Raw genomic sequence first — 24,139 nt, forward strand, 5'->3', positions numbered from 1 at the left:
CCCGCCGGCGTACCAGCCCGCGGCCAGGCGCCTTCCGGTGGTCCGGGGGCGCCTACCGCTCGTACGGGGAGCGTCCTCCCGCTCGTACGGGGCGTCTGCCGCTCGTGCGGCGGGTCGTGCCGCCCGTACGCGCCGGGGCGCTCAGCCCGCGCGGCGGGCCAGGCCCAGGGCGTAGTCCGGCCACCACGTGCCGGCCCTGGGGCCCCCGCGGCACGGTCCGTCCGACTCCCCGGGGCGCTTGACCCAGAGGAACGCGTCGGCCCGCTCGTCGCCGGTCCGCGTCGTCGGCGGCTCGCCGAGCGCCCGGCCCGGCGGGTTGCACCACACCTCGTCCGGGGCGCCGGAGAGCGGGCCGTTGCCGTTGCGGCTGGTGTCGACGACGAAGTGGGCGCCGTCCAACTGCTCGGAGAGCCGGCGGCCGTAGGCGAGCTGCTCTCCGGTGCGCTGGAAGTTGGAGACGTTGAGCGCGAAGCCGTCGGCCGCGCCGATGCCGGCCTGCCGCAGCGCGTGGGCGAGCTTGCCCGGGTCGGCGATCCAGGAGGAGTTGCCGGCGTCGAGGTAGACCTTGACGCCCGGGTGCTGCTTGAGCCGGGCGATGGCCCCGGAGATCAGCCGGTAGCGCTCCTCGTGCAGCTCCGGCGGGGTGCAGCCGTCCACGACGTGCGGGATGGCGTCGGGTTCGAGGATCACCAGCGCCTTCGCGTCGCCGATGCCGTCGGCGAAGGAGCCGATCCACTGCTCGTACGCGGCGGCGTCCGCGGCGCCGCCCGCGGAATGCTGGCCGCAGTCGCGGTGCGGGATGTTGTACGCCACGAGCACCGCGGTGCGGCCGTCCGCCTCCGCGCCGCGTACCGCGTTGCGCACGTCGCCGACGGGGTCGTGCCCCGCGGGCCACTCGGCGACCGGCCGGCTCGCGATCCGCTCCAGCAGCGCGGCGTCCTCCGCCCGCCCCTGCTGCTTCCACGCCTGCACCTGGCGGGCCGCCGGGGAGCCGGGATCCACCCAGAACGGCGTCTTCGCCGCCGAGGCCGGCCGCGCCTCCTCGCCGTCCCGTGGCCCGGCCCCCTCCCCGTCGCCGCCATCGGGCGTGCAGCCGAGCAGGACCCCGAGGAGCAGGAGGCTGATGAGCGTACGGATCCGCGCCGACATGCACTTCTCCCGCGGGAGGCGACCGAACAGAACCCGTCGATCGTGACATGAGCGGATCTTTCGCCACGGAAGCCGCGCCCGTGCGGTCGGTGCCGCGGTCCCGGGGCGTCCGGATGGGCGTCAGCCGCCCGCGGCCAGCGCGCCGCCGACCGGCGTGCGCTCGTAGAGCACGCGGTGGCGCTCGCGGTGGGACGTCAGCAGTCCCGCCGCCTTCAGCACGGTCAGGTGCGCGGAGACCGAGGAGGGGGCCAGGCCGAGGCGGCGGGCCAGCGCGGAGGTGGAGGCCGGCTCGTCGAGCGCGGCGAGGACCGCGGCCCGGCCGGCGCCGAGCAGCCGCGCCAGCGCCTGCGCCGCCTCCGGGCCCGGCTCCGCCCACAGGGTGCCGACGCCGCGGGCGGGGTAGATGACGGTGGGCTGCCAGGGCGGCTGGAAGCCGGTCACCACGTCCGGCCAGACGAAGGCGCTGGGCATCAGCAGCAGGCCGTCGCCGGCGAGGTCGCGCTCGTAGCGGTAGTGGTGCTTGGTCCGTACGGTCAGCAGGCCGTCCTCGTACGACAGCCGGTTGTGCAGCAGCGCGAACAACTCGCCCAGGCCCGCGGAGGCCAGTTGCCGGGCGCGGAAGTCGATGTCCGCCTCCAGCAGGTCGTGCAGCCGCGGCCAGAACGGCTCGACCAGTGCGTGCCAGGCGCGCTCCGTGACGTCCGCCATCAGGTCGATCGCGGCGGCCGGGTCGTCGAGCAGCTTGCGGCCGAGCGGGGACTCGGCGGCGCCGGGGATGGTGCTGAACGACAGGGTCATCTCCGCGTGCGCCAGCGCCGGGTCGGTGGCGCGCAACTGGGCGAGACCGTCGGCGACCGAGGTGTACGCCGCCTGCGGCGGTCCGCCGAGGAAGTCCGGCGTGTAACCGGGGCGGGCGTGCGGCATGAAGATCCACAGTGGTTCGAGGTCGAGCCGGGCGGCGGCCTCGCCGAGCCGGTTCAGCCACGGCCGGTGGTAGGCGTGGCGTTCGGTGCGGCGCAGCGTCCGTATCGCCTCGTGGGTCTCGAAGACCGGGGAGATCGCGAAGCGGCAGCGCAGCAGGTCGTCGGGGCCGAAGCGCATGTACACCGGCACGGTGGCCCTCCTGGCTGACTGATTCGGCTGGCGCCGAAAGACTACGGCCCCGCCCCGGCAGCGGGCGAGGCTCCGGTGATGAGCGACACCACAGCCCCGGACGGCACGGCCGCGCCCGTGCCCGCGGCCCTGCCGTCCGGCCCGGGCGACGCCCCCGCCTCCGCCGGCGCCGCCGCCCCGCGCGCCCGCTACGCCGACGTCTTCCGCGTCCGCGAGTTCCGCTTCGTCTTCGTCGCGCACGTCATGTCGATCCTCGGCGAGGTCGTCGCGGCCATCGCGCTGACCGTCCTCGTCTACGACCGCACCGGATCCCCGCTGCTGAGCGCGCTCACCCTGGGCGTCGGCCTGCTGCCGTACCTCGTCGGCGGGACCCTGCTGTCCTCGATCGCCGACCGCCTCCCGGCCCGCCGGGTGCTGGTGACCTGCGACCTGCTCGCCGCCGCCTGCTTCGCCGCGATGGTGCTGCCCGGCATGCCCGTCGCCGTGCTGCTGGCGCTGCGCTGCGTCGCTGGTGTCATCTCGCCGGTCTTCACCGGCACCCGGATCGCCACGCTGGCCGACATCCTCGGCACCGGCGACCGGTTCGTCCTCGGCCGCTCCGTCATCCGGCTCACCGCGCAGGCGGCGCAGCTCGTCGGCTTCGCCCTCGGCGGGCTGCTGGCGGCGTTCTCCCCGCGCGCGACGCTGACGCTGACGGCGCTGGGATTGCTCGGCTCGGCGCTGGTGCTGCGCTTCGGCACCCGCGCCCGCCCGGCCCGTATCGCCGCCGGGGGCACCGCGGGGGCACCCGGCCGCACGAGCACCGTCGGCGCCTCGCTCGCCGCCGCCGGCACCTTCCTGCGCGACCGCCGCATCCGGGCACTGCTGCTGCTCACCTGGATCCCGCCGACCTTCGTCGTCGCCCCCGAGGCGCTGGCCGCCGCGTACGCGGACGACCTCGGCATCGGCGCCCTCGGGCTCGGCCTGCTCATGACCGGCATGCCGATCGGCGCGGTCACCAGCGAGATCCTGGCCGGGTCGCTGCTCGGGCCGCGCGGCCGGGAACGCATCGTCTTCCCGGTGGCGGTGCTCGCGACGGTGCCCGCGATCGGCTTCGTGACGCACCCGTCCTTCGGCTGGGCGCTGCCGCTGCTGGTGCTCACCGGCTTCGGCATCTCGTACTCGCTCGGCCTCGACCAGTGGTTCGTCGCCGCCGTGCCCGAGGAGATGCGCGGCCGGGCGATGACGCTCCAGACCGCCGGGCTGATGACGCTGCAGGGGGTGGGCATGGCGGGCGCGGGTGCGGTCGCGGAGTTCGCCCCGGTGCACCTGGCCGTCGCCGCGGTCGGCGTGACGGGCACGGTGTGCTCGCTGCTGGTCTGTCTGGAAGTGCGCAGGACCAGACCGAAGGGTGAGACCGGGCTGACCGCGACGTGACCGGGCGGTAGGGTCGGCGACGTGCCGAAGCCGCTGAGCCTGTCGTTCGACCCCATCGCGCGCGCCGATGAACTCTGGCGCCAGCGCTGGGGAGCCGTGCCCGCGATGGGGGCCATCACTTCGGTGATGCGCGCCCACCAGATCCTGCTGGCGCAGGTCGACGCCGTCGTCAAGCCGTACGGGCTGACCTTCGCGCGCTACGAGGCTTTGGTGCTGCTCACCTTCTCCAAGGCCGGCGAGCTGGCGATGTCGAAGATCGGCGAGCGTCTGATGGTGCACCCGACGTCGGTGACCAACACCGTCGACCGGCTGGTCAGGTCCGGCTACGTGGCCAAGCGGCCCAACCCCAACGACGGCCGCGGCACGCTTGCGTCGATCACCGACCGGGGCCGCGAGGTCGTCGAGCAGGCGACCCGCGATCTGATGGCGATGGACTTCGGGCTCAGCGCGTACGACGAGGAGCAGTGCGCGGAGATCTTCGCCATGCTCCGCCCGCTGCGGATAGCCGCGGGCGACTTCGAGCAGTAGTCCGCCAGGCCGCGCGCCGGCGCCTGCTCAGCCTTCCTGCGCCTGCGCCTTCCCGCGCCTGCCTACGCCTTCGCCGCCGCCGGCTCGCCCTCGCGGACGACCAGCGGCTCGACCTGCCGGGTGAGCTTCCGCTCCACGAAGAACGCCGCCGTCGGCACCGTCCCCGCGAGCAGCACCCAGATCAGCCTGCCGACCGGGAGCTTCGCCTTGGAGCCGAGGTCGAAGGCGAAGACCAGGTAGAGGATGTACAGCCAGCCGTGGGCGATGCTCACGACCTTCGTGAAGCCGTCCGCGCCGGAGAGGTCCAGGGCGTACTTGCCGATCATGCCCAGGGTCAGCAGGACGAGGAGCACGCCGGTCACGTACGCCATCGTGCGGTAGCGGGTGAGGACGCTCTTCTTCATGCCGTCGAGCCTAAACCCCGCCGGAAACCCGCAGTGACCACCCCCACTCCCCGGCCGCGTATGCCGCGCGCGGGCCCGGGGCATGCAACACTTAATAGGACGTCCTATTAAATGCGCCGCGCGATCCGCGCGCAGAGAGAGGCGGTACGGGCATGGATGCTGCGGCCATGGAAGAAGGCCGGCGCCGCTGGCAGGCGCGTTACGACGCGGCCCGCAAGCGCGAGGCGGACTTCACCACGCTCTCCGGCGACGAGGTCGAGCCGGTCTACGGCCCGCGCCCCGGGGACGTCTACGAGGGCTTCGAGCGCATCGGCTGGCCCGGCGAGTTCCCGTATACCCGCGGCCTGTACGCCACCGGCTACCGCGGCCGGACGTGGACGATCCGCCAGTTCGCCGGCTTCGGCAACGCCGAACAGACCAACGAGCGCTACAAGCTCATCCTCGGCGCCGGCGGCGGCGGCCTGTCCGTCGCGTTCGACATGCCCACCCTCATGGGCCGCGACTCCGACGACCCGCACGCCCTGGGCGAGGTCGGGCACTGCGGCGTGGCCATCGACTCCGCCGCCGACATGGAGGTGCTCTTCCGCGACATCCCGCTGGGCGACATCACCACCTCGATGACGATCAGCGGCCCCGCGGTCCCCGTCTTCTGTATGTACCTGGTCGCCGCCGAGCGCCAGGGCGTCGACCCCGGCGTGCTCAACGGCACACTGCAGACCGACATCTTCAAGGAGTACATCGCGCAGAAGGAGTGGCTCTTCCGGCCCGAGCCGCACCTGCGCCTCATCGGCGACCTGATGGAGTACTGCGCCGAGCGCATCCCCGCGTACAAGCCGCTGTCCGTCTCCGGCTACCACATCCGCGAGGCCGGCTCGACGGCCGCGCAGGAGCTGGCGTACACCCTCGCCGACGGCTTCGGCTACGTGGAGCTGGGCCTGTCCCGCGGGCTCGACGTCAACGCCTTCGCCCCCGGGCTGTCCTTCTTCTTCGACGCCCACGTCGACTTCTTCGAGGAGATCGCCAAGTTCCGCGCCGCGCGCCGCATCTGGGCCCGCTGGCTGCGCGACGTGTACGGGGCGCGCAGCGAGAAGGCGCAGTGGCTGCGCTTCCACACCCAGACCGCGGGCGTCTCGCTGACCGCCCAGCAGCCGTACAACAACGTGGTGCGCACCGCCGTCGAGGCGCTGGCCGCGGTCCTCGGCGGCACCAACTCGCTGCACACCAACGCCCTGGACGAGACCCTGGCGCTGCCCAGCGAGCGGGCCGCGGAGATCGCGCTGCGCACCCAGCAGGTGCTGATGGAGGAGACCGGCGTCGCGAACGTCGCCGACCCCCTCGGCGGGTCCTGGTACGTCGAGCAGCTCACCGACCGGATCGAGGCCGACGCGGAGAAGATCTTCGAGCAGATCCGCGAGCGCGGCCGGCGCGCCCACCCCGACGGGCGGCACCCCATCGGGCCGATCACGTCCGGGATCCTGCGCGGCATCGAGGACGGCTGGTTCACCGGCGAGATCGCCGAGTCGGCCTTCCGCTACCAGCGGTCGGTGGAGAAGGGCGACAAGAAGATCGTCGGCGTCAACTGCCACACCGGCTCCGTCACCGGCGACCTGGAGATCCTGCGGGTCAGCCACGAGGTGGAGCGCGAGCAGGTGCGCACGCTGGCCGTCCGCAAGGGCGCCCGCGACGATGCGCGGGTGCGCGCCGCGCTGGCGGACATGCTCACGGCCGCCCGGGACGGCGGCAACATGATCGAGCCGATGCTCGCGGCGGTACGGGCCGAGGCCACGCTCGGCGAGATCTGCGACGCGCTGCGCGACGAGTGGGGCGTCTACACCGAGCCGGCCGCCTTCTGACCCGTACGCGCGCGGGCTGATCCGCACCGCGCGCGGCCGGTCCGTATGCGCGGGGGAGCAGGGTCACACGACGAGGACGGACTTGCCGCGCGTGTGGCCCTTCTCCCAGTCCCGGACCGCCGCGGCGGCCTCGGCGAGCGGGTACGTCCGGCCGACGACGGGTGTGATCGTGCCGGACTCCAGCAGGCCGCGCACCTCCTCGACGTCCTCAGGACGGGGGCGCACGTAGGGCGCCTTCACCTTCCGGGCGGAGAACAGGGAGCGTACGGAGCCGCCGAGCGAGCGCCGCAGGTCGCCGACCCACCTGCCGCCGCCCTCGCCGCCGACGAGGACGATCGTGCCGCGCGGGGCGAGGATGCGGCGCAGCGCGGCGAGCGGGCGGTTGCCCGCGGTGTCGATTACGAGGTCGTAGCGGCCGGGCCCGGCGGTGACGTCCCGCTCGGTGTAGTCGACGACGTGGTCCGCGCCGAGCGAGCGGACCAGTTCCGTCTTGTCCGTGCCGCAGACGCCGGTGACCTCGGCCTGCCGCGCCTTGGCGAGCTGGACGGCCAACGTGCCCACGCCGCCGCCGGCGCCGAGCACCAGGACGCGCCCGCCCGTCCGCAGCCCGCCCGCGTCGCGCAGGGCGCGCAGCGCGGTGATCGCCGAGGTGGGCACGGCCGCGGCGGCGTCGAAGTCCACGCCCGCGGGCTTCGTCGCGAACATCTCCGCGGCGCCCCGGCAGTACTCCGCGAAGGTCCCGCCGCTGCCGACGCCGAACACGTCGTCGCCGGGCGCGAAGCGGGTGACGCCCGCGCCGACCGCCGCGACGGTCCCCGCGGCGTCCCAGCCGCGCACCCGGTCCTTCGGGCGGCGCAGGCCGAAGCCCATCAGCCGCATCATGTACGGCAGTCCGGTCATCAGGTGCCACACGCTGGGGTCGAGTCCCGCGGCGCGTACCCGTACGACGATCTCGCCCGCACCCGGTTCCGGCCGTGCGACCTCGGCCTGCCGCAGCACCCCCGCCGGGCCGTAGCGGTCCTGGACGATCGCCTTCATGGGCCCCTCCTTCGAGGTGGGCTGCCAGCATCCCGCTCCCGGCGCGGCCGGGACAGGCCCGAAGGACCTATTGCGCGGACGGGTCCCGGCTGCCCGCGGCCGGGTCCGGCGCCGGATCGGGTGCCGGGTCCGTCAGGGCGGCCAGGCCCCCGGTCAGCAGGGTGGCGAACGCCGTCGCCCACGCGGCCGTCACCGGCTCCGCGCTGACCAGCAGCCGGTGCAGCACGGAGCCGGCGATCACGTCGAAGATCATGTCGGCGGTGCGGTCCGCCGCCGCCGCGTCCGGCTCCGCCGGCAACTCCCCGCGCGCCTGCGCCCGTGCGCGGCCCAGCAGCACCAGATGCCGCTGCCGGTCGACGATCGCGTCGCGGATCCGCTCGCGCAGCGCCGCGTCCTGCGTCGCCTCGGCCAGCACCGCCATCAGCGCGCCGCGCGTGCGCGGCTCCCGCAGCAACTCGGCGAACTGCAGCACCACGCCCTCCACGTCCCGCGCCAGACTGCCGTGGTCCGGCAGCCGCAGCGAGTCGAAGAGGTCGGCGAGCGCGTCCAGGACGAGTTCGTTCTTGCCCGGCCAGCGCCGGTAGAGCGTGGTCTTCGCCACTCCCGCGCGGGCCGCGACGCCGCCGAGCGTCACCCCTGCCCAGCCCGTCTCGGCGATCGCGGCCCGGGCGGCGTCCAGGATGGCCCGGTCCGCCGTCGCGCTGCGCGGCCGGCCCGCGCGCCGTGCGGCGGGGGTCTCGTGGCTCATGAGCTGGACCTTATCCCTTCTCCCCGGCGCCGTAGGTGGGTTACGCTACGGGCCGTAGCGTAAGTCACCTCCGAGCGACCGGTGTCTTCTGCTGCACCTGGAAACCCGCCCGGGACGAACCCTTCCGGGCGGGTTCGCCGAGTCATCCGCGGCCCGTCCGTTCAATGCACCGTGCGAAGGGGGGAGGATAGGGCGTATGCAGCCACGCAACATGTCTATGAGCGGAGCGGTCGACCTGGCCGCGGTGAAGGCGGCCGCGGAGGCCAAGGAGAAGGCGGAGGCGGCCCGCGCCCAGGCCGCCCGGGACGGGGTGCCCGCGCCCGGCGCCGGTGCGCTGGTCATCGATGTCGACGAGGCCGGCTTCCAGCAGGACGTCCTGCAGCGCTCCACCGAGGTCCCGGTCGTCGTCGACTTCTGGGCCGAGTGGTGCCAGCCGTGCAAGCAGCTCAGCCCGCTGCTGGAGCGGCTGGCACAGGAGTACGCCGGGCGGTTCGTGCTGGCCAAGATCGACGTGGACGCGAACCAGATGCTGTTCCAGCAGTTCGGCGTCCAGTCCATCCCTGCCGTCTTCGCGGTCGTCGGCGGGCAGGCCATCCCGCTGTTCCAGGGCGCCGCCCCGGAGGCGCAGATCCGCGGGGTGCTGGACGAGCTGATCAAGGTCGCCGAGCAGCAGTTCGGCATCGTCGGGCAGGCGGTCGCCGGCGAGGACACCGCGGCCGGCGAGGACACCGGCGAGGACACCGGCGAGCGGGAGGCGCCGGAGGAGCCGGCGGGCCCGTACGACAGCGCGCTGGCGGCGGCCGGTGACGCGCTGGACCGGGGCGACCTCGGCGGTGCGATCCAGGCGTACCAGAACGTGCTGTCCGACGACCCGGGCAACGTGGAGGCCACGCTGGGGCTCGCGCAGGCGGAGTTGCTGCGGCGGGTGGAGGGGCTCGACCCCGCGGCCGTGCGCAAGGAGGCGGCGGACAACCCGGCCGACGTGGCGGCGCAGATCCGGGTCGCGGACCTGGACCTGGTCGGCGGGCACGTCGAGGACGCGTTCGGGCGGCTGGTCGACACGGTGGCGCGGACCGCCGGCGAGGACCGGCAGGCCGCGCGGGTGCGGCTGCTGGAACTGTTCGAGGTCGTCGGCGGCGACGATCCGCGGGTGGTGGCGGGGCGGCAGGCGCTGGCACGCGTGCTGTTCTGAGCAGAGGTTGACGTAGGGTGACAGCCGTGCTGCTTTGCCAAAAATTGACTGAGGGCAGGGCTGTTACTCGGAGTAACTGACGCGCTGTCAGATGACCGCCTTTGTCATGCCTTGTCATCGGGTACGTCCGCGGTCGGCGGCGACCCAGGGTGCAGGATCCGGCCGCCGAGGCCGGATCTGCCTCACCCCTCGCGTTACCCGTTGGTAACGAACCCCTTGTGCGTCCCCCTTCCGATGGACCACGATCGCCATCCGGACAGGGGGGTTCCCCGTTTCCGCGGACCGTTCCCGCGGACCGGAGCCTGTCCGGACAACGAGTCGCTCGGGGGTAACGCCCCCTTCGACGTAGCGCGTCCGCGCCCGTACCCGGACCCGCAGAGCCGCGCCCGCGAGCGCGTGCGGATCCTCCTCGCTCCCGAGGACCGGCCCACGGGCCCAGGACGTACGTCCGAGAAGGAGGAGAGGCATGGAGTCCCAGGCACGTGGTGGGACCAGGTGGAAGCGGTTCGCCGTGGTCATGGTGCCGAGCCTGGCGGCGACCGCCGCGATCGGCGTGGCGCTGAGCCAGGGCGCGCTGGCGGCGTCGTTCAGCGTGTCGGGCCAGGAGTTCAAGGTCACGGCGGACCGGCTGGAGGGCGTCGGCTTCGTCCAGTACAGCGGCGTCGACAGCGGTCACGACCTGGAGGGCAACGAGGCGACCCGGCCGGTCGCGATCTCCGCGTTCAAGGAAGCGGAGATCAACGGCATGTGCCAGTCGGTCGTCACGCCCGACGTCCCGCTCATCGGCTCGGTCAGCCTGGTGCTGACGGCCGGTGACGAGAAGCCGGTGGAGGCGAAGAACCTCTACATCGACATCGCGCAGCTCGACGCCGACGCGACGTTCGAGAACATCAACATCGGTGTGGCCGCCGGGTCCAGCACCAAGGGACCGGGCATCGGCAAGGGCGACAAGGCGAACCCGAACGGGTTCGCGCAGGAGGCCGACAGGGCCGTCCTCACGGACGTGAAACAGACCGCCTGGGCCACCAGCGCCGGCACCTTCAAGCTGAGCGGGCTCAGCATGAAGCTGCACAAGGGCGTCAAGGAGTGCTTCTGACCACGCACCCGGCCGGCGGGGAGGCGCGTACCGCTCCCCGCCGGACCCCCCACTGACCGAACCGCACCGCCGTACCGGGGAGCTGCATTCATGAGCGCCGAGTTGCCGGACCTGCTGCACCGTCTGAACACCTGGCGGCTGGGATTCCGTGGCTGGCGCGGCTCCCGTCCGTTCTGGGCGGGTCTGCTGACCATCGCGGGCGGCGTGCCGATCGGCGCGCTGCCGTACTACAACATCAAGCTCGGCAACCTCAGCCTGCAGATGGCGACGCAGGCGGGGGCCGGCGGCCTGATCATCGGCGTGCTGCTGGTGACACTCGGGCTGACCATGTGGTTCCACGCCGTCGTCCGGGTGTTCGCGGGCGTCGCCTCCATCGTGCTGGCGCTGGTGTCGATTCCGGTGTCCAACTTCGGCGGGCTGCTGGTGGGTTTCCTGCTGTCGATGATCGGCGGGGCGCTGGCCGTGTCGTGGGTGCCGGGTGTGCCGGAGGCTGACGGGGCTGCCGGTGATTCCGGTGAGTCCGGTGCCGCCGACCCGGCGGACGGCACCGGGGACGGCGCGGCGGAGGAGAAGAGAGCCGACGTCGGCGAGCTGGGCGTGGACGTGCTGGAGGACATCGACGGCGGGAGGCACCGTGCGGCCGGATGACCACGCGAGGGCGGTGCGCAGGGGGCCGCGGCACGCGGCGCCGCGCAGATCGCTGCTCGGCCGGGTGCCGGCGGGCAAGGCGATAGCCCTGGCGGCCATGCCCACCGCGGTCTTCCTGGGACTGGGGCTCACGCCGCGGCCCGCGATCGCCGAGGACGACCCGGCGGACCGCTGGCGGCCGGGGCCGTGCGCGGAGCAGTCGGACGAGCCGAAGGACGAGGAGCCGGCGGACGCCGGGGACGCGCCGGAGGCCCGGGAGGGCGAAGAGACGCCGGGCGCCGGGGAGTCGGCGGAGCCGGGCGGCGGTCCTTCGCCGAGTCCGTCGGCGACGGACGACGGATCCGCGGCGGAGCGGCCGGGCGACGACGACTCGGGCTCGGGCTCGGGGTCGGGCGGTGCCTCCGGCGGCGGGTCGGACGGAGGCGGAGCCGGGGAGTCGGACAAGGCGGAGCCGAGTCCTTCGCCCTCGGAGTCCCGCCCCTGGTACGACCCGCTGGGCGTCGGCGACACGCTGGACGGCCTGCTCGGCCCGGACGATCCCGGCGCGGAGCCAGAGCCCGGAGCCGAGCCGTCCGGCGGCTCGGGCGGCGCCGACTCCGGTGCCGGCTCCGCCGGTTCTGGCTCGGGCTCGGACAGCGGTGAGGAGTCCGGCTCCGGCGCCGCGTCGGACGAGGAGCGGCGCGAGAAGGAGAAGGCCGTCCGCGACGCCGCCGAGGACGCGGGCGCCAGCGTGGAAGAGCTGGACGACAAGGTGCGGGACACCGCCGAGGACCCCGCGGACGAGAAGCCGGACGCCGGGGACGGCGCCGCCGCGGACGCCGACGGCAAGGAGCCGTTCCCCTGCCCCACCCCCGACCCCGAGGCCCTGGCGGACGCCGCGCTCGAACCCGGGCTGCCGCTGCTGCCCGACGACCCCTGGCGGCTGGAGAGCACCAAGCTCACCCTCAAGGGGCTCAAGTACCACGGCATCGTCGAGGTGAAGACCTACAGCGGCCAGGTCAAGAAGGTGCTGAAGTACACCGCGGACGACGGGGTCGACATCCGCGACCTGCACCAGACCGTCATCGGACCCGGCAGGAACACGACGCACGTACGCGCCGAGGAAGGCAGCACGTCCACGATCCGCGACGGCACCGTGACCATGTACACCGAGGAGCTGAAGGGCAATCTCTTCGGGCTGATCCCGATGACCTTCAGCCCCGAGAGCCCGCCGCCGGTGGACCTCCCGTTCGCGTTCTTCACCGACGTCCAGGTCGTCCAGGCCGGTCAGTTCGGCGGCACGCTCACCGTGCCGGGCCTGAAGAACACCATCGAGTAGCGCAGGGCCGCGCCGCTCAGCTCAGCGCTCGCCGCCCAGGTGGTGCACGCGGACCATGTTCGTGGTGCCGGGCACCCCGGGCGGCGACCCGGCGGTCATGACCATCGTGTCGCCCTCGCGGAAGCGGCTGAGCTTCCGCAGCTCCGCGTCCACCAGGTCCACCATCGCGTCGGTGTTGTCCACGTGCGGCACCAGCACCGGCTCCACGCCCCAGCTCAGCGTGAGCTGGTTGCGCGTGTGCTCGTCGGTGGTGAAGGCCAGGATCGGCTGGCACGCGCGGTAGCGCGAGAGCCGCCGCGCGGTGTCCCCGGACTGCGTGAACGCCGCCAGCGTCTGGGCGTCCAGGAAGTCCGCGATCTCGCACGCCGCCCGGGCCACGGAACCGCCCTGCGTACGCGGCTTCTTGCCCGGCACCAGCGGCTGCAGCCCGCGCGACAGCAGCTCGTCCTCCGCCGCCACGACGATCCGCGCCATCGTCTTGACCGTCTCGATCGGGTACTTGCCGACCGACGACTCGGCGGACAGCATCACCGCGTCCGTACCGTCCAGGATCGCGTTCGCGACGTCGGACGCCTCGGCGCGCGTCGGCCGCGAGGAGTGGATCATCGACTCCATCATCTGGGTCGCCACGATCACCGGCTTGGCGTTGCGGCGGCACATCTCGATCAGCCGCTTCTGCACCATCGGCACCTTCTCCAGCGGATACTCCACCGCCAGGTCGCCGCGGGCCACCATCACGCCGTCGAAGGCGAGGACGATCTCCTCCATGTGGTCGATCGCCTGCGGCTTCTCGACCTTGGCGATGACCGGCACCCGCCGCCCGACCTCGTCCATCACCCGGTGCACGTCGCCGATGTCGCCGGCGTCGCGGACGAAGGAGAGCGCGACCATGTCGCAGCCCATGCGCAGGGCGAAGCGCAGGTCGTCCACGTCCTTCTCGGAGAGCGCCGGGACGTTCACCGCCACGCCGGGCAGGTTGATGCCCTTGTGGTCGGAGACCACGCCGCCCTCGATGACCATGGTGCGCACCTCGGGGCCGCGCACCTCCAGCACCTCCAGGGCCACCGCGCCGTCGTTGACGAGGATGCGCTCGCCGGGGGAGACGTCGCCGGGCAGGCCCTTGTACGTGGTGCCGCAGATGGACCGGTCGCCGGGCACGTCGTCGGTGGTGATGGTGAACTCGTCGCCGCGCGCCAGCTCCACCGGGCCCTGGGCGAAGGTCTCCAGCCGGATCTTCGGGCCCTGGAGGTCGGCCAGCACGCCGATGGGCCGCCCGGTCTCCTCGGCGGCCTTGCGCAGCCGGTCGTAGCGCTCCTGGTGCTCGGCCTGGGTGCCGTGGCTCATGTTGAAGCGGGCCACGGACATGCCGGCCTCGATCAGCGCTTTGAGCTGCTCGAAGGAGTCGACGGCGGGACCCAGGGTGCAGACGATTTTCGCTCGGCGCATGGCGGCATCCTATCGGTTTGTTCTCGACCGGAATTATTCCGGTGGGGGGAGCGCCCGGCCGCCGCCGCGGACCAGGTCGCGGGTCTGGGCGGCGATCTCCAGCTCCTCGTCGGTGGGCACCACGGCGACGGTCACCCGGGAGCCGGGCGCGGAGATCACGCGGGGTGCGGAGCCGCGTACCGCGTTGCGTACGGAGTCCACCTCGATGCCGAGACCTTCGAGGCCCCGCAGCGACGCCTCCCGTACGGCGGCGGAGTTCTCGCCGACGCCGGCGGTGAACGCGACGGCGTCCACCCGGCCCAGCACGGCCGTGTACGCGCCGACGTACTTGCGGATCCGGTGGACGTACACGTCGAAGGCCAGCCGCGCGCGCTCGTCGCCCTCGGCGATCCGGCGGCCGATCTCCCGCATGTCGTTGTCGCCGCAGAGGCCGACGAGACCGCTCCGCTTGTTCAGCAGCGTGTCGATCGCGTCCGTGTCCATGCCCGCCTCGCGGGCGAGATGGAAGATCACCGCCGGGTCGAGGTCCCCGCTGCGGGTGCCCATCACCAGGCCCTCCAGCGGGGTCATCCCCATCGACGTCTCCACGCACCGGCCGCCGGCCACCGCGGAGACGCTGGCGCCGTTGCCGAGGTGCAGCACGATGACGTTGAAGTCGCCGGGGTCCGCCGGGTCGCGGCCGAGCAACAGCGCGGTGGCGCGGGAGACGTAGGCGTGCGAGGTGCCGTGGAAGCCGTAGCGGCGGATGGCGTGGGCGTCGGCGGTGGCCGTGTCCAGGGCGTAGCGCCAGGCGTGCTCGGGGAGGGTGGCGTGGAAGGCGGTGTCGAAGACGGCGACTTGCGGGAGGTCGGGGCGCAGCTCGCGGGCGACGCGGATGCCGGCGATGTTCGCCGGGTTGTGCAGCGGCGCGAGCGGGACGAGCTTTTCCATCTCGTCCAGAACGCCGTCGTCGACGAGGACCGGCTCGGTGAAGCGGGTGCCGCCGTGGACGGCGCGGTGGCCGATGGCCAGCAGACCGGGCGCGTCGAGACCGTGCCCCGCGGCGGCCAGCTCGTCGCCGACGGCGCGCAGCGCCGCCGCGTGGTCCGGCACGCCGCCGCGGTCCTGCGGCTCGCCGATCCGCTCGACGATGCCGCGGGCCGGGCGGTCGGCGCCGGGCGTCGGCCCCGCCATGTCGATGAGCTGGTACTTCAGCGACGAGGAGCCGGAGTTGAGCACCAGGATCCGGGTGGGGTCGGTCACGGGCGGCCGCCCTTCGCGGGTGCGGCGGTGCCCTGCGCCTGTACGGCGGTGATGGCGACCGTGTTGATGATGTCCTGGACGAGCGCGCCCCGGGACAGGTCGTTCACCGGCTTGTTGAGCCCCTGGAGCACGGGCCCCACGGCGATCGCGCCGGCCGTGCGCTGCACCGCCTTGTACGTGTTGTTGCCGGTGTTGAGGTCGGGGAAGACCAGCACCGTGGCCTGTCCCGCGACCCGCGAGTCCGGCATCTTGGCGGCGGCGACGGTGGCGTCCACCGCCGCGTCGTACTGGATCGGGCCCTCCACCTCCAGGTCCGGCCGGCGGGCCCGGACCAGCTCGGTCGCGCGCCGCACCTTGTCGACGCCCGAGCCGGAGCCGGAGGTGCCGGTGGAGTACGACAGCATCGCCACCCGCGGCTCGACGCCGAACTGCGCGGCCGTCGCCGCCGACTGGATGGCGATGTCCGCGAGCTGCTCGGCGTTCGGATCGGGGTTGACCGCGCAGTCCCCGTACACCAGCACCCGGTCCGCGAGACACATGAAGAAGACGGACGAGACGATCGCGGCGCCCGGCGCGGTCTTGATGACCTCGAACGCCGGGCGCACGGTGGCGGCCGTGGAGTGCGCGGCGCCGGAGACCATCGCGTCGGCCAGGCCCTGCTGGACCATCAGGGTGCCGAAGTAGTTGACGTTGCCCAGGACGTCGTACGCCAGCTCCACGATGACGCCGCGGTGCGAGCGGTACTGCGCGTACAGCTCGGCGAAGCTCTCCCGCAGCGGCGAGACGCGGGGGTCGGTGATCCGGGCCGTGGCCGGTCCTTCCGGCCGCGCCGCCGGGGCGTCGGCGCTCAGCAGCGACAGGCTCAGCCCCAGCTCCGCGGCGCGCTTGCGGATCGTCTGCTCCTCGCCGAGGAGGGTGAGATCGCACACCCCGCGCCGTACCAGCACCTCCGCCGCCAGCAGCACCCGCTCCTCGGTGCCCTCCGGCAGCACCACGTGCCTGCGGTCGGCCTGCGCCCGCTCGATCAGCATGTGCTCGAACATCATCGGCGTCACGCGCCCGCTCGCCGCCCCCGCCAGCCGCCCGGTGAGCTGCGCGGAGTCGACGTGCAACTCGAAGAGGCCGAGGGCGATGTCCGCCTTGCGCGGCGTCGCGGCGTTCAGTTCGCCGCGCAGCCCGACCAGCGCGGCGGCGGTGGGGAACGAGCCCTCGGCCACCGTGAGCAGCGGCGTCCCCGGCGCCAGCCGCTCGGCCAGCGCCATGATGTCCGGGCCGGGACGCTCGTCCAGCGTCAGCAGCACCCCGGCGATGGCGGGGGAGCCCGCGGAGTGCGCGGCCAGCGCGCCGACGACGAGGTCGGCGCGGTCGCCCGGGGTGATCACCATGCAGCCCTCGCTGAGGGCCGGCAGGAACGCCGGGAGCATCGCGCCGCCGAAGACGAAGTCGCGTACGTCACGGGCCAGCCCGCCGGCGTCGCCGGCCAGCAGCCCGGCGCCGAGCGCGTCACGTATCTGCGCGACGGTGGGGGCGGCGAGGCCGGCGTCCTCGGGGATGACGTACACCGGCACGGGCAGATGGGCGCCGATGTCCGCGGCGGCGGCGCGGGCCCGGGGGGCGGCGTCGGGGCCGACCCGGTTGGCGATCATCGCCAGGACGTCGCAGCCGAGGGAGGCGTACGCGTCGTGCGCGTTGCGCACCTCGGCGACCACCGACTCCGCGGACTGCTCCGCGCCGCCGACGACGGGCAGCACGGCGGCGCCGCACTCGTTGGCGAGGCGGGCGTTGAGCGCCAGCTCGGCCGGGATGTTGGTATCGGCGAAGTCGCTGCCGAAGATGAGCACGGCCTCGTAGTCGGCGGCGACCTCGTGGAACCGCCCGACGAGCCGGGCCACCAGCGCGTCCGTCCCCTCCTCGGCCTGCAGCGCGGACGCCTGCTCGTACGTCATGCCGAGCACCCCGGCGCGCGGCTGGCTCAGCCGGTAGCGGGCGCGGAGCAGGTCGAAGACGGGGTCGCGGGCATCGGCGTCGGCATGCGCCAGCGGGCGGAAGATCCCCACCCGGTCGACCTGGCGGGAGAGCAGCTCCATCATGCCCAGCTCGACGACCTGACGGCCGTCACCGCGGCCGATGCCGGCGACGTAGACGCTGCGGGTCACTCCTGCACTCCATCCGTCCCGTCCGTCGCGGTCCTGTTCGACCATACCGTCGGGCGGGGGCGGGGCGCGCGAAGGGCGGCGGGTGCGCGGGCGCGGTGCTGCGGATGCGGGTGACGGCGAGGTGGGGTGACGGCGAGGTGACCGCCGGGTGTGACAGAGGGTTAACCGGCTGTTCGGACGAGTGACCCCCGGAGCATGGGAGAATCGGCATCGAGCATGCATGCGACGGCACCGAGCAGGAGAGACATGCGCATCGGAGTACTCACGGCGGGCGGAGACTGCCCCGGCCTGAACGCGGTGATCAGGTCGGTGGTCCACCGGGCCGTGGCCGGTCACGGCGACGAGGTGATCGGGTTCGAGGACGGCTTCAAGGGACTGCTCGAAGGGCGGTACAGCAAGCTCGACCTCAACGCGGTCAGCGGCATCCTCGCCCGCGGCGGCACCGTCCTCGGCTCCTCCCGGCTGGAGCGCGACCGGCTCCGCGAAGCCTGCGAGAACACCGAGGAGCTGAGCCGCGAGCTGGCCCTCGACGCGCTCATCCCGATCGGCGGCGAGGGCACCCTCACGGCGTCGGCGATGCTTGCCGACGCGGGGATGCCGGTCGTCGGCGTACCGAAGACCATCGACAACGACATCTCCGCCACCGACCGCACCTTCGGCTTCGACACGGCCGTCGGCGTGGCCACCGAGGCGATGGACCGGCTGAAGACCACCGCCGAGTCCCACCAGCGGGTCATGGTCGTCGAGGTCATGGGCCGGCACGCGGGCTGGATCGCGCTGGAGTCGGGAATGGCGGGCGGCGCGCACGGGATCTGCCTGCCGGAGCGTCCCTTCGAGATCGCCAACCTGTGCAAGATGGTCGAGGAGCGCTTCGACCGGCACAAGAAGTTCGCCGTCATCTGCGTCGCCGAGGGCGCGCACCCGGCGGAGGGCACGATGGAGTACAAGAAGGGCGAGATCGACCAGTACGGCCACGAGCGCTTCACCGGCATCGGCAACCGCCTGGCCGGCGAACTGGAGCGGCGCCTGGGCAAGGAGGCCAAGCCGGTCATCCTCGGCCACGTCCAGCGCGGCGGCACGCCGACGGCGTACGACCGCGTGCTGGCGACGCGCTTCGGGTGGCACGCGGTGGAGGCGGTGCACCGCGGCGACTTCGGGCAGATGACGGCGCTGCGGGGGACGGACATCGTGATGGCGCCGCTGGCGGAGGCGACGCGGGAGCTGAAGCGGGTGCCGGCGCACCGGATGGACGAGGCGGAGGTCGTCTTCTGACGCGGTGTCCTCAGCAGGTGCCTTGATCGGTGTGGAGTTCTTGCCTGGCTGGGCTGCGGAACGTGACCTGGGTGCTGGGTGCCGCGCCTGCGGGCCGGGAAGCCGGTCGGAGACCGCCGTCCCATCAGCCCGGCCAGTGCGGGGACATCGCGTTCGAGCGGATCGGGCACGTGCCGGAGGATCCCGTGGGCACCGTGCTGCACCGCGCGGAGGCGACGGCGAAGGGGCTGTGGTTCGAGGACGGGGAGCGGTTCTCGGACCGGTGGTCCGCGGCGTACGACCTGCTGTGCGCGGACTTCGCCGAGGACTGCGTGGACGTGGCGCGGCACCTGCACGAGACCGGGCGCGTCGAGGAGGTGCTGGGGCGGCCGGTGCCGGTGGTGCTGTTCGACATGGACGATCCGGAGGAGCAGATCCCGCTCACGGCGAAGGCGAACCCGCCGGAGCTGGTGGCGGACTATCTGGCCTGGCAGCGCGCGCAGGTGGAGGAGTAGCGCGGCGCCGGCGCGTCACAGCCGGGTGGCGGTACGGACCAGCCGCGCGAGGGCGAGCGAGCGGCTGTGCGCGGGCCACGCGATGTGCGTGACGACCGGCGGTGCGTCGGTCAGCGGGACGGCGGTGTGTTCGGCCCAGAGCCAGGCGCGGGCGGAGTCGGGGAAGACGGCGGCGGTGCGGCCGAGGGCGATCAACTGGGCCAGTTGCGTCTGGTCGTGGATCACGGGGCCCGGTCCCGGTGCGTCGCCGGACCAGCGGGCGAGCGGGAGGCCGGGGACATCGGCGATGTCGGCCAGGGTCAGGGCCGTACGCGAGGCCAGCGGGTGGGCGGCGGGCAGGATGGCGATCTGGCCCTCGCTCGTCAGCTCCTCGCTGTCGAAGCCGGCGAGGGAGTTGAACGGCGCGTGCATGAGCGCCACGTCGGCGCGGCCGTCGCGCAGCATCTCCCCCTGTTCGCAGGTGCCGCTGGGCAGCACCTCGACGTCGGCGGCGCCGGGTTCCGCGGCGTAGGCGTCGAGGAGCTTGTGCAGCAGTTCGTGGGAGGCGGCGGCCTTCACCGCGAGCACCAGCCGGTCACGCGAGGCGCCCGGGCCGTCGGCGCCGCCCGCGCGGCGGGTGCGGCGGGCGGCGGCGGTGGTCGCGGCGAGGGCGGCGCGGCCCTCGTACAGGAGCGTCTCCCCGGCGGCGGTCAGGGCGACGCCGCGGCGGTCGCGTTCCAGCAGGCGGACGCCGAGGCGCCGTTCGAGCCGCTGGATCGCCCGGGACAGCGGCGGCTGGGCGATGCCGAGGCGTTCGGCGGCGCGGCCGAAGTGCAGTTCCTCGGCTACGGCGACGAAGTAGCGCAGCTCGCGGGTCTCCAGGGTGTCCACGCCTCCAGGCTACGTCGGTGATACCCGCCGGGTATGAGGGGCGGCCGTGTCGGTATTGGCCGCGCCGCTCGCAAGCGCGCGAGCATCGACGGCACGGGCCGGACGGCCCGCCACCGCCCCGACAGCGAAGGCACAGCCATGCACACCCCCTCCGCCCCGCCTCCCGGCGGCACCTGGACCCTCGGCGATCTGACCGTCACCCGCGTCGGCTACGGCGCCATGCAGCTCGCGGGACCCGGGGTCATGGGCCCGCCCGCCGACCGCGACGGCGCGCTCGCCGTCCTGCGGGAGGCGGTGGCCCTCGGGATCACCCACATCGACACCGCCGGCGCGTACGGACCGCGCGTCACCAACCGGCTCATCCACGAGGCCCTGCACCCCTACCCCGCGTCCCTGCACATCGTGACCAAGGTCGGCGGGATCCGTGACGCGCAGGGCGGCTGGCCGCCGGCCCGGCGCCCCGAGGAGCTGCGCGCCTCCGTCCGCGAGAACCTGGACGACCTCGGCCTCGACGCCCTCGACGTGGTCAACCTCCGCCTCGGCGACGCGCAGGGCCCCAGCCCCGGCTCGCTCGCCGAGGCGTTCGAGACCCTGGCGGAACTGCGCCGGCAGGGCCTGATCCGGCACCTCGGGGTGAGCAACGCGACGCCCGAGCAGGTCGCCGAGGCCCGGTCGATCGCGCCGGTGGTGTGCGTACAGAACATGTACAACCTCGCCCACCGCCAGGACGACGACCTGATCGGCGAACTCGCCGCCCAGGGCATCGCCTACGTGCCCTTCTTCCCGCTCGGCGGCTTCACCCCGCTGCAGTCCACGGCGCTGTCCGCCGTGGCCGCGCGGCTGGAGGCGACGCCGATGGCGGTCGCGCTGGCGTGGCTGCTGCGGCGGTCGCCGAACATCCTGCTCATTCCCGGTACGTCGTCGGTGGCCCACCTGCGCGAGAACACCGCGGGGGCGGGACTCGCGCTCTCCGAGGCCGACATGGCGGAGCTGGACGTGATCGGCCGCTAGCGAGCGGCGGGCGGCGGCGAGGTGAGGTCGAGCCGCCAGACGGCCTCGTCGTCCTGGACGAGGTCCGTACGCACCAGGCCCGCCGACGCCGCGACGGCGGCGGAGGCGCGGTGGCCGGGGTGGACGTGCGCGACGACGGCCCGCAGCGGCAGCCTCCGCAGCCGCGCGACGAGCCCCCGGGCGGCCTCACCGGCGTAGCCGCAGCCCTGCCACGGCGTCCCCACCACCCAGGCGACCTCGGCGACCTCCTCCCGGATCGTCACCTGTACGTACCCGCAGAGCCCGCCGTCCGCCCGTACCCACAGCACCCAGTTCCCCCACACGGTCCCGCCCCCGGGCGCCCCGGCGGCCAACCGCGCGTAGCGCGCCCGCAGTTCGCCGAGCGCGGGCGGCGAGCCGCCGGTGAACGCGTACAGCGCGGGGTCGGAGAGCACGCCGGCCATCTCGTCGGCGTGCTCGACGCGCAGCGGCAGCAGGTCGAGCCGCGCGGTCCTGATGGTCTCGGCGGCGACGGCGGTCAGTTCGGCGTCCGTCGGAACTCCCGGGGTGTGGGATGCGGAAGGAGGACAAAGGACGTCCGGTCCGGCCCCGCGGCGAAAGCCGGCAGGGTCCCCGGGGGTGAGGCTACTCCACGTCACCGGAGCAGCGGCGATCGAACCGGTCGGTGAAGGCCGTCCGGGCGTCAGTTGCGGAGGAGTTCCCAGAAGCGGGGGAGCACCTGCTGCAGGTACGTCGCCACTCCCGCCGCGGATTCCGGCGGGGGTTCTTCGCCCCAGTTGCGGGCCGCGGCGCTGCGGGTCTGGTACTCCTCGTGGAGGGTGCTCAGGGCGCGTTCCAGGGGGCGGCGGGGGAGGCGGGTGAGGCGGGCCACCGGGCGGACCTGGGGCTGCCAGCGGGTGGTGGCGGCGTCGCGGAGGTGGCGGGCCAGGGGTTCGCTGCGGCCGGTGAGGTCCAGCAGGTCGGGCAGCGGGAGGCGGAGGAGGTAGGCGAGCCGGGTGGCCTGGGACTCGGTGCCGGGCCAGCGGCCGGTGCGCTCCGCGCTGAGGTACGTGGCGGGGTCCATGCCGATGTGGCGGGCCACGTCGTCCAGGGGCAGTCCGTGGGCGCGGCGGTGGGCGTGGAGCGAGGTGGGGGAGCCCATCAGGTCGGCCGGTGTGCACCACAGGGCGCCTGCCAGGGCGTCGAGTTCGACGCGGGTGGGGCGGGCGTGGCCCTTCTCCCAGTCGGCGACCGCGGCGGCGGGTACGGCCAGGCCGTACGCGGCGCGCATGCCGTACGCGACGTGGTCGTGGCCCAGGCCCAGGGCGCGGCGTAATCGACGGGCCGCCGCGGGGTCGAAGGGCGGCTGATGTTCCGGCGGGCCGGCGCCGGGGCCGGGCACCTGTGTCGTCACACCGTCACCGTAGGTAGTGGTGCACCCCGTTATCAACCGTGCGTTCCGCCGAAAGCGACGCCGGGACGCGCGTGGGGCCGCGGGGGTTGACGGTGGACGGCCAATGACTAAAGTCTAGACCAATTACCCCCCACGCAAGGAGTGTTGTATGCACCGCAGCACCAAGCCTGCCCGCAAACGCGGCAGCAGCGCCACCCGTGCCGCCGTCGTCGGCGCCGGCGTAGCCCCGCTGCTGCTCCTCGCCCTGCCCACCCAGCAGGCGAGCGCCCACGGCTGGATCACCAACCCGCCGAGCCGTCAGCAGCAGTGCGCGCAGGGCGTCGTCGAGTGCGGCGCCATCAAGTACGAGCCGCAGAGCGTCGAGGGGCCGAAGGGCCTGACGAGCTGCAGCGGCGGCAACCAGGGCTTCGCCGAGCTGGACGACGACGGCAAGGGCTGGAAGGTCACGGACGTCGGCAGCACCACGACGTTCAACTGGAAGATCACTGCCCGGCACAGCACCAGCACCTGGCAGTACTTCGTCGGCGGCCAGAAGGTCGCGGAGTTCGACGACGGCGGCGCCCAGCCGCCGGCCGAGTTCAGCCACTCCGTCGACTTCGGCGGGATCACCGGCAAGCAGAAGGTGCTCGCCGTGTGGAACGTCGCCGACACCGGGAACGCCTTCTACGCCTGCATCGACGTCAACATCGGCGGCTGACGCCCGCCGGGCAGGTCCGTCCCCGTGGCCGTACGGGACGCGCCCGGCGGGGCTTCCCGCCGGGCGCGTCGCGCGGCCGCCGCGGGCGGCGGTGGAGGGCGGGCCAGGCCCCGGTCCGCCCTTCACCGCACCCCGCTGCCGCACCGTCAGCCCTTCACCGCGCCGCCCAGCGCGAAGCCGCCGCCGAGGCGGCGGGCGATGAGCACGTACAGCAGCACCGCCGGCGCCGAGTAGACGATCGAGAAGGCGGCCAGCTCCCCGTAGACCACAGAGCCCATGTTGCCGAAGAGCTCGAAGATCGAGACGGAAGCCGGCATCTGGTCCGGGCTGAGCAGCAGCATGAAGGGGACGAAGAAGTTCCCCCACATCATGATGAACGAGAAGACCGTCACCACCACGACGCCCGGGCCCATCAGCGGCAGGATGACCCGCACCAGCGCCTGCATCGACGACGCGCCGTCCGTCCAGGCCGCCTCCTCCAGCACCTTCGGCACCCCGTCCATGAAGTTCTTCATCAGCCAGATCGCGAACGGCAGTTGCGAGCTGGCCAGGAAGAACGCCGTGCCGGACATCGTGTCGATGAGGTTGATCTGCACGAAGAGGCCGTAGACCGGCACCATGATGGCGGTGATCGGCAGGCTGGTGGTGAAGAGGATCGTCAGCATGAACGGGCGGTTCAGCCGCGAGCTGTAGCGCGACAGCGGGTACGCCGCCAGCGCCGCCGCGACGACCGTGATGGCCGTCGCCGAGCCGCACAGGATCAGGCTGTTGAGCAGCGGGCGGAAGGTGATGTCCGTGGTCATCACCGCGTCGAAGTTGTCCCAGGTGACGTCCGTGGGCGGCCGGGCGGTCAGGCCCGAGTCCGCGTCGACGGACGAGAAGAGCAGCCAGGCCAGCGGCAGCACGAACGCCAGCGCCGCCAGCAGGAGGCACAGGTCGGCCGCCAGCCGCCGGCTGTTCCGGCGCGCGCCGAGCCCTCGGCGCGGGCCGCGCCTGCGGGGTGCGGAGGGGCCGGGGGGCTGGGTGTCGCGGGTGAGCGTGGACGTGGGCATCGC

The 24,139-nt window shown here is 73.5% G+C and carries 23 protein-coding genes; 11 read left to right on the forward strand and 12 right to left on the reverse strand.

Annotated features, from left to right (window positions below; translation table 11 throughout):
- Nucleotides 1-141: 141 nt before the first annotated feature.
- Nucleotides 142-1,149: a glycoside hydrolase family 6 protein gene (locus OG946_RS27240; protein WP_326798626.1), complete on the reverse strand. Its 1,008-nt coding sequence runs from the start codon at nucleotides 1,147-1,149 to the stop codon at nucleotides 142-144.
- A gap of 120 nt (nucleotides 1,150-1,269) precedes the next feature.
- Nucleotides 1,270-2,262, reverse strand: coding sequence for an ArsR/SmtB family transcription factor (locus OG946_RS27245; protein WP_326798627.1), 993 nt, complete (start codon nucleotides 2,260-2,262; stop codon nucleotides 1,270-1,272).
- Between the two features lie 78 nt (nucleotides 2,263-2,340).
- Here OG946_RS27245 and OG946_RS27250 point away from each other — a divergent pair, with 78 nt between their 5' ends.
- A complete protein-coding gene (locus tag OG946_RS27250) occupies nucleotides 2,341-3,678 on the forward strand; it encodes an MFS transporter (protein WP_326798628.1) in 1,338 nt (445 codons plus the stop codon).
- Nucleotides 3,679-3,699: 21 nt separating this feature from the next.
- Nucleotides 3,700-4,206 carry a MarR family winged helix-turn-helix transcriptional regulator gene (locus tag OG946_RS27255; protein WP_326798629.1) on the forward strand — a complete coding sequence of 169 codons (507 nt, stop codon included), beginning with the start codon at nucleotides 3,700-3,702 and terminating at the stop codon, nucleotides 4,204-4,206.
- Between the two features lie 62 nt (nucleotides 4,207-4,268).
- Here the strand turns inward: OG946_RS27255 and OG946_RS27260 are convergent, their stop codons facing one another.
- Nucleotides 4,269-4,610: a DUF3817 domain-containing protein gene (locus OG946_RS27260; RefSeq protein ID WP_047018186.1), complete on the reverse strand. Its 342-nt coding sequence runs from the start codon at nucleotides 4,608-4,610 to the stop codon at nucleotides 4,269-4,271.
- Between the two features lie 152 nt (nucleotides 4,611-4,762).
- On the opposite strand from OG946_RS27260, the gene OG946_RS27265 reads away from it, so the two are divergent.
- Entirely contained in the window at nucleotides 4,763-6,463 is a 1,701-nt protein-coding gene (locus tag OG946_RS27265; protein WP_326798630.1) for an acyl-CoA mutase large subunit family protein, read from the forward strand.
- Nucleotides 6,464-6,526: 63 nt separating this feature from the next.
- Here the strand turns inward: OG946_RS27265 and OG946_RS27270 are convergent, their stop codons facing one another.
- Together OG946_RS27270 and OG946_RS27275 are read right to left on the reverse strand one after the other, a co-directional pair.
- Nucleotides 6,527-7,501 (reverse strand): NAD(P)-dependent alcohol dehydrogenase, encoded by a 975-nt coding sequence (locus tag OG946_RS27270; RefSeq protein WP_326798631.1) that lies wholly within the window; start codon nucleotides 7,499-7,501, stop codon nucleotides 6,527-6,529.
- 67 nt (nucleotides 7,502-7,568) lie between these two features.
- The gene (locus OG946_RS27275; RefSeq protein ID WP_326798632.1) at nucleotides 7,569-8,249 is read right to left on the reverse strand and encodes a TetR/AcrR family transcriptional regulator; all 681 of its coding nucleotides are present in this window, start codon (nucleotides 8,247-8,249) and stop codon (nucleotides 7,569-7,571) included.
- Nucleotides 8,250-8,445: 196 nt separating this feature from the next.
- On the opposite strand from OG946_RS27275, the gene OG946_RS27280 reads away from it, so the two are divergent.
- The 4 genes from OG946_RS27280 to OG946_RS27295 all read left to right on the forward strand — a co-directional run bounded on the left by OG946_RS27280 (nucleotide 8,446) and on the right by OG946_RS27295 (nucleotide 12,503).
- Complete coding sequence (locus OG946_RS27280) at nucleotides 8,446-9,441, forward strand: tetratricopeptide repeat protein (RefSeq protein ID WP_326798633.1); 996 nt, start codon at nucleotides 8,446-8,448, stop codon at nucleotides 9,439-9,441.
- Between the two features lie 466 nt (nucleotides 9,442-9,907).
- On the forward strand, nucleotides 9,908-10,537 hold the full coding sequence (locus OG946_RS27285) for a DUF6230 family protein (protein WP_326798634.1): 630 nt from the start codon (nucleotides 9,908-9,910) through the stop codon (nucleotides 10,535-10,537).
- A gap of 90 nt (nucleotides 10,538-10,627) precedes the next feature.
- The gene (locus tag OG946_RS27290) at nucleotides 10,628-11,185 is read left to right on the forward strand and encodes a DUF6114 domain-containing protein (protein WP_326798635.1); all 558 of its coding nucleotides are present in this window, start codon (nucleotides 10,628-10,630) and stop codon (nucleotides 11,183-11,185) included.
- Nucleotides 11,172-12,503 carry a hypothetical protein gene (locus tag OG946_RS27295; protein ID WP_326798636.1) on the forward strand — a complete coding sequence of 444 codons (1,332 nt, stop codon included), beginning with the start codon at nucleotides 11,172-11,174 and terminating at the stop codon, nucleotides 12,501-12,503. Before OG946_RS27290 ends, OG946_RS27295 begins: the two co-directional genes overlap by 14 nt.
- A 21-nt stretch (nucleotides 12,504-12,524) precedes the next feature.
- On the opposite strand, the gene pyk is transcribed toward OG946_RS27295, so the two are convergent.
- Genes pyk through pta form a run of 3 tightly spaced genes read right to left on the reverse strand, consistent with a single transcriptional unit; the run spans nucleotide 12,525 to nucleotide 17,347 of the window.
- Nucleotides 12,525-13,949: a pyruvate kinase gene (pyk, locus tag OG946_RS27300; protein ID WP_326798637.1), complete on the reverse strand. Its 1,425-nt coding sequence runs from the start codon at nucleotides 13,947-13,949 to the stop codon at nucleotides 12,525-12,527.
- A 33-nt stretch (nucleotides 13,950-13,982) separates the two neighbouring features.
- Nucleotides 13,983-15,191 carry an acetate kinase gene (locus tag OG946_RS27305; protein WP_326798638.1) on the reverse strand — a complete coding sequence of 403 codons (1,209 nt, stop codon included), beginning with the start codon at nucleotides 15,189-15,191 and terminating at the stop codon, nucleotides 13,983-13,985.
- Entirely contained in the window at nucleotides 15,188-17,347 is a 2,160-nt protein-coding gene (pta, locus tag OG946_RS27310) for a phosphate acetyltransferase (RefSeq protein WP_326798639.1), read from the reverse strand. Before pta ends, OG946_RS27305 begins: the two co-directional genes overlap by 4 nt.
- Before the next feature lie 246 nt (nucleotides 17,348-17,593).
- Between pta and OG946_RS27315 the strand changes: the two genes are divergently transcribed.
- On the forward strand, nucleotides 17,594-18,619 hold the full coding sequence (locus OG946_RS27315; protein ID WP_326798640.1) for a 6-phosphofructokinase: 1,026 nt from the start codon (nucleotides 17,594-17,596) through the stop codon (nucleotides 18,617-18,619).
- Between the two features lie 170 nt (nucleotides 18,620-18,789).
- Nucleotides 18,790-19,113 carry a hypothetical protein gene (locus tag OG946_RS27320; RefSeq protein WP_326798641.1) on the forward strand — a complete coding sequence of 108 codons (324 nt, stop codon included), beginning with the start codon at nucleotides 18,790-18,792 and terminating at the stop codon, nucleotides 19,111-19,113.
- Between the two features lie 15 nt (nucleotides 19,114-19,128).
- Here OG946_RS27320 and OG946_RS27325 read toward each other — a convergent pair whose 3' ends face one another.
- Complete coding sequence (locus OG946_RS27325) at nucleotides 19,129-19,983, reverse strand: LysR family transcriptional regulator (protein WP_326798642.1); 855 nt, start codon at nucleotides 19,981-19,983, stop codon at nucleotides 19,129-19,131.
- Nucleotides 19,984-20,121: 138 nt separating this feature from the next.
- On the opposite strand from OG946_RS27325, the gene OG946_RS27330 reads away from it, so the two are divergent.
- Nucleotides 20,122-20,994, forward strand: coding sequence for an oxidoreductase (locus OG946_RS27330; protein WP_326798643.1), 873 nt, complete (start codon nucleotides 20,122-20,124; stop codon nucleotides 20,992-20,994).
- Here OG946_RS27330 and OG946_RS27335 read toward each other — a convergent pair.
- Entirely contained in the window at nucleotides 20,991-21,515 is a 525-nt protein-coding gene (locus tag OG946_RS27335) for a GNAT family N-acetyltransferase (RefSeq protein ID WP_326800379.1), read from the reverse strand. The two genes, OG946_RS27330 and OG946_RS27335, sit on opposite strands and share 4 nt — an antisense overlap.
- 161 nt (nucleotides 21,516-21,676) lie before the next feature.
- Nucleotides 21,677-22,387, reverse strand: coding sequence for a helix-turn-helix domain-containing protein (locus tag OG946_RS27340; protein ID WP_326798644.1), 711 nt, complete (start codon nucleotides 22,385-22,387; stop codon nucleotides 21,677-21,679).
- Nucleotides 22,388-22,535: 148 nt separating this feature from the next.
- On the opposite strand from OG946_RS27340, the gene OG946_RS27345 reads away from it, so the two are divergent.
- Complete coding sequence (locus OG946_RS27345) at nucleotides 22,536-23,084, forward strand: lytic polysaccharide monooxygenase auxiliary activity family 9 protein (protein WP_326798645.1); 549 nt, start codon at nucleotides 22,536-22,538, stop codon at nucleotides 23,082-23,084.
- 146 nt (nucleotides 23,085-23,230) lie between these two features.
- Here OG946_RS27345 and OG946_RS27350 read toward each other — a convergent pair whose 3' ends face one another.
- Nucleotides 23,231-24,136: a carbohydrate ABC transporter permease gene (locus tag OG946_RS27350; protein WP_326798646.1), complete on the reverse strand. Its 906-nt coding sequence runs from the start codon at nucleotides 24,134-24,136 to the stop codon at nucleotides 23,231-23,233.
- Nucleotides 24,137-24,139 lie beyond the last annotated feature (3 nt).

It is taken from the genome of Streptomyces sp. NBC_01808 (assembly GCF_035917395.1).
Taxonomy (GTDB): domain Bacteria; phylum Actinomycetota; class Actinomycetes; order Streptomycetales; family Streptomycetaceae; genus Streptomyces.

Excerpts from the sequence above, each read along its gene's own strand:
- OG946_RS27240 (WP_326798626.1), bottom strand. The coding sequence starts at position 1,149 with ATGTCGGCGCGGATCCGTACGCTCATCAGCCTCCTGCTCCTCGGGGTC.
- OG946_RS27250 (WP_326798628.1), top strand. The coding sequence starts at position 2,341 with ATGAGCGACACCACAGCCCCGGACGGCACGGCCGCGCCCGTGCCCGCG.
- OG946_RS27260 (WP_047018186.1), bottom strand. The coding sequence starts at position 4,610 with ATGAAGAAGAGCGTCCTCACCCGCTACCGCACGATGGCGTACGTGACC.
- OG946_RS27265 (WP_326798630.1), top strand. The coding sequence starts at position 4,763 with ATGGATGCTGCGGCCATGGAAGAAGGCCGGCGCCGCTGGCAGGCGCGT.
- OG946_RS27270 (WP_326798631.1), bottom strand. The coding sequence starts at position 7,501 with ATGAAGGCGATCGTCCAGGACCGCTACGGCCCGGCGGGGGTGCTGCGG.
- OG946_RS27275 (WP_326798632.1), bottom strand. The coding sequence starts at position 8,249 with ATGAGCCACGAGACCCCCGCCGCACGGCGCGCGGGCCGGCCGCGCAGC.
- OG946_RS27280 (WP_326798633.1), top strand. The coding sequence starts at position 8,446 with ATGCAGCCACGCAACATGTCTATGAGCGGAGCGGTCGACCTGGCCGCG.
- OG946_RS27285 (WP_326798634.1), top strand. The coding sequence starts at position 9,908 with ATGGAGTCCCAGGCACGTGGTGGGACCAGGTGGAAGCGGTTCGCCGTG.
- OG946_RS27290 (WP_326798635.1), top strand. The coding sequence starts at position 10,628 with ATGAGCGCCGAGTTGCCGGACCTGCTGCACCGTCTGAACACCTGGCGG.
- pyk (WP_326798637.1), bottom strand. The coding sequence starts at position 13,949 with ATGCGCCGAGCGAAAATCGTCTGCACCCTGGGTCCCGCCGTCGACTCC.
- OG946_RS27315 (WP_326798640.1), top strand. The coding sequence starts at position 17,594 with ATGCGCATCGGAGTACTCACGGCGGGCGGAGACTGCCCCGGCCTGAAC.
- OG946_RS27330 (WP_326798643.1), top strand. The coding sequence starts at position 20,122 with ATGCACACCCCCTCCGCCCCGCCTCCCGGCGGCACCTGGACCCTCGGC.
- OG946_RS27345 (WP_326798645.1), top strand. The coding sequence starts at position 22,536 with ATGCACCGCAGCACCAAGCCTGCCCGCAAACGCGGCAGCAGCGCCACC.
- OG946_RS27350 (WP_326798646.1), bottom strand. The coding sequence starts at position 24,136 with ATGCCCACGTCCACGCTCACCCGCGACACCCAGCCCCCCGGCCCCTCC.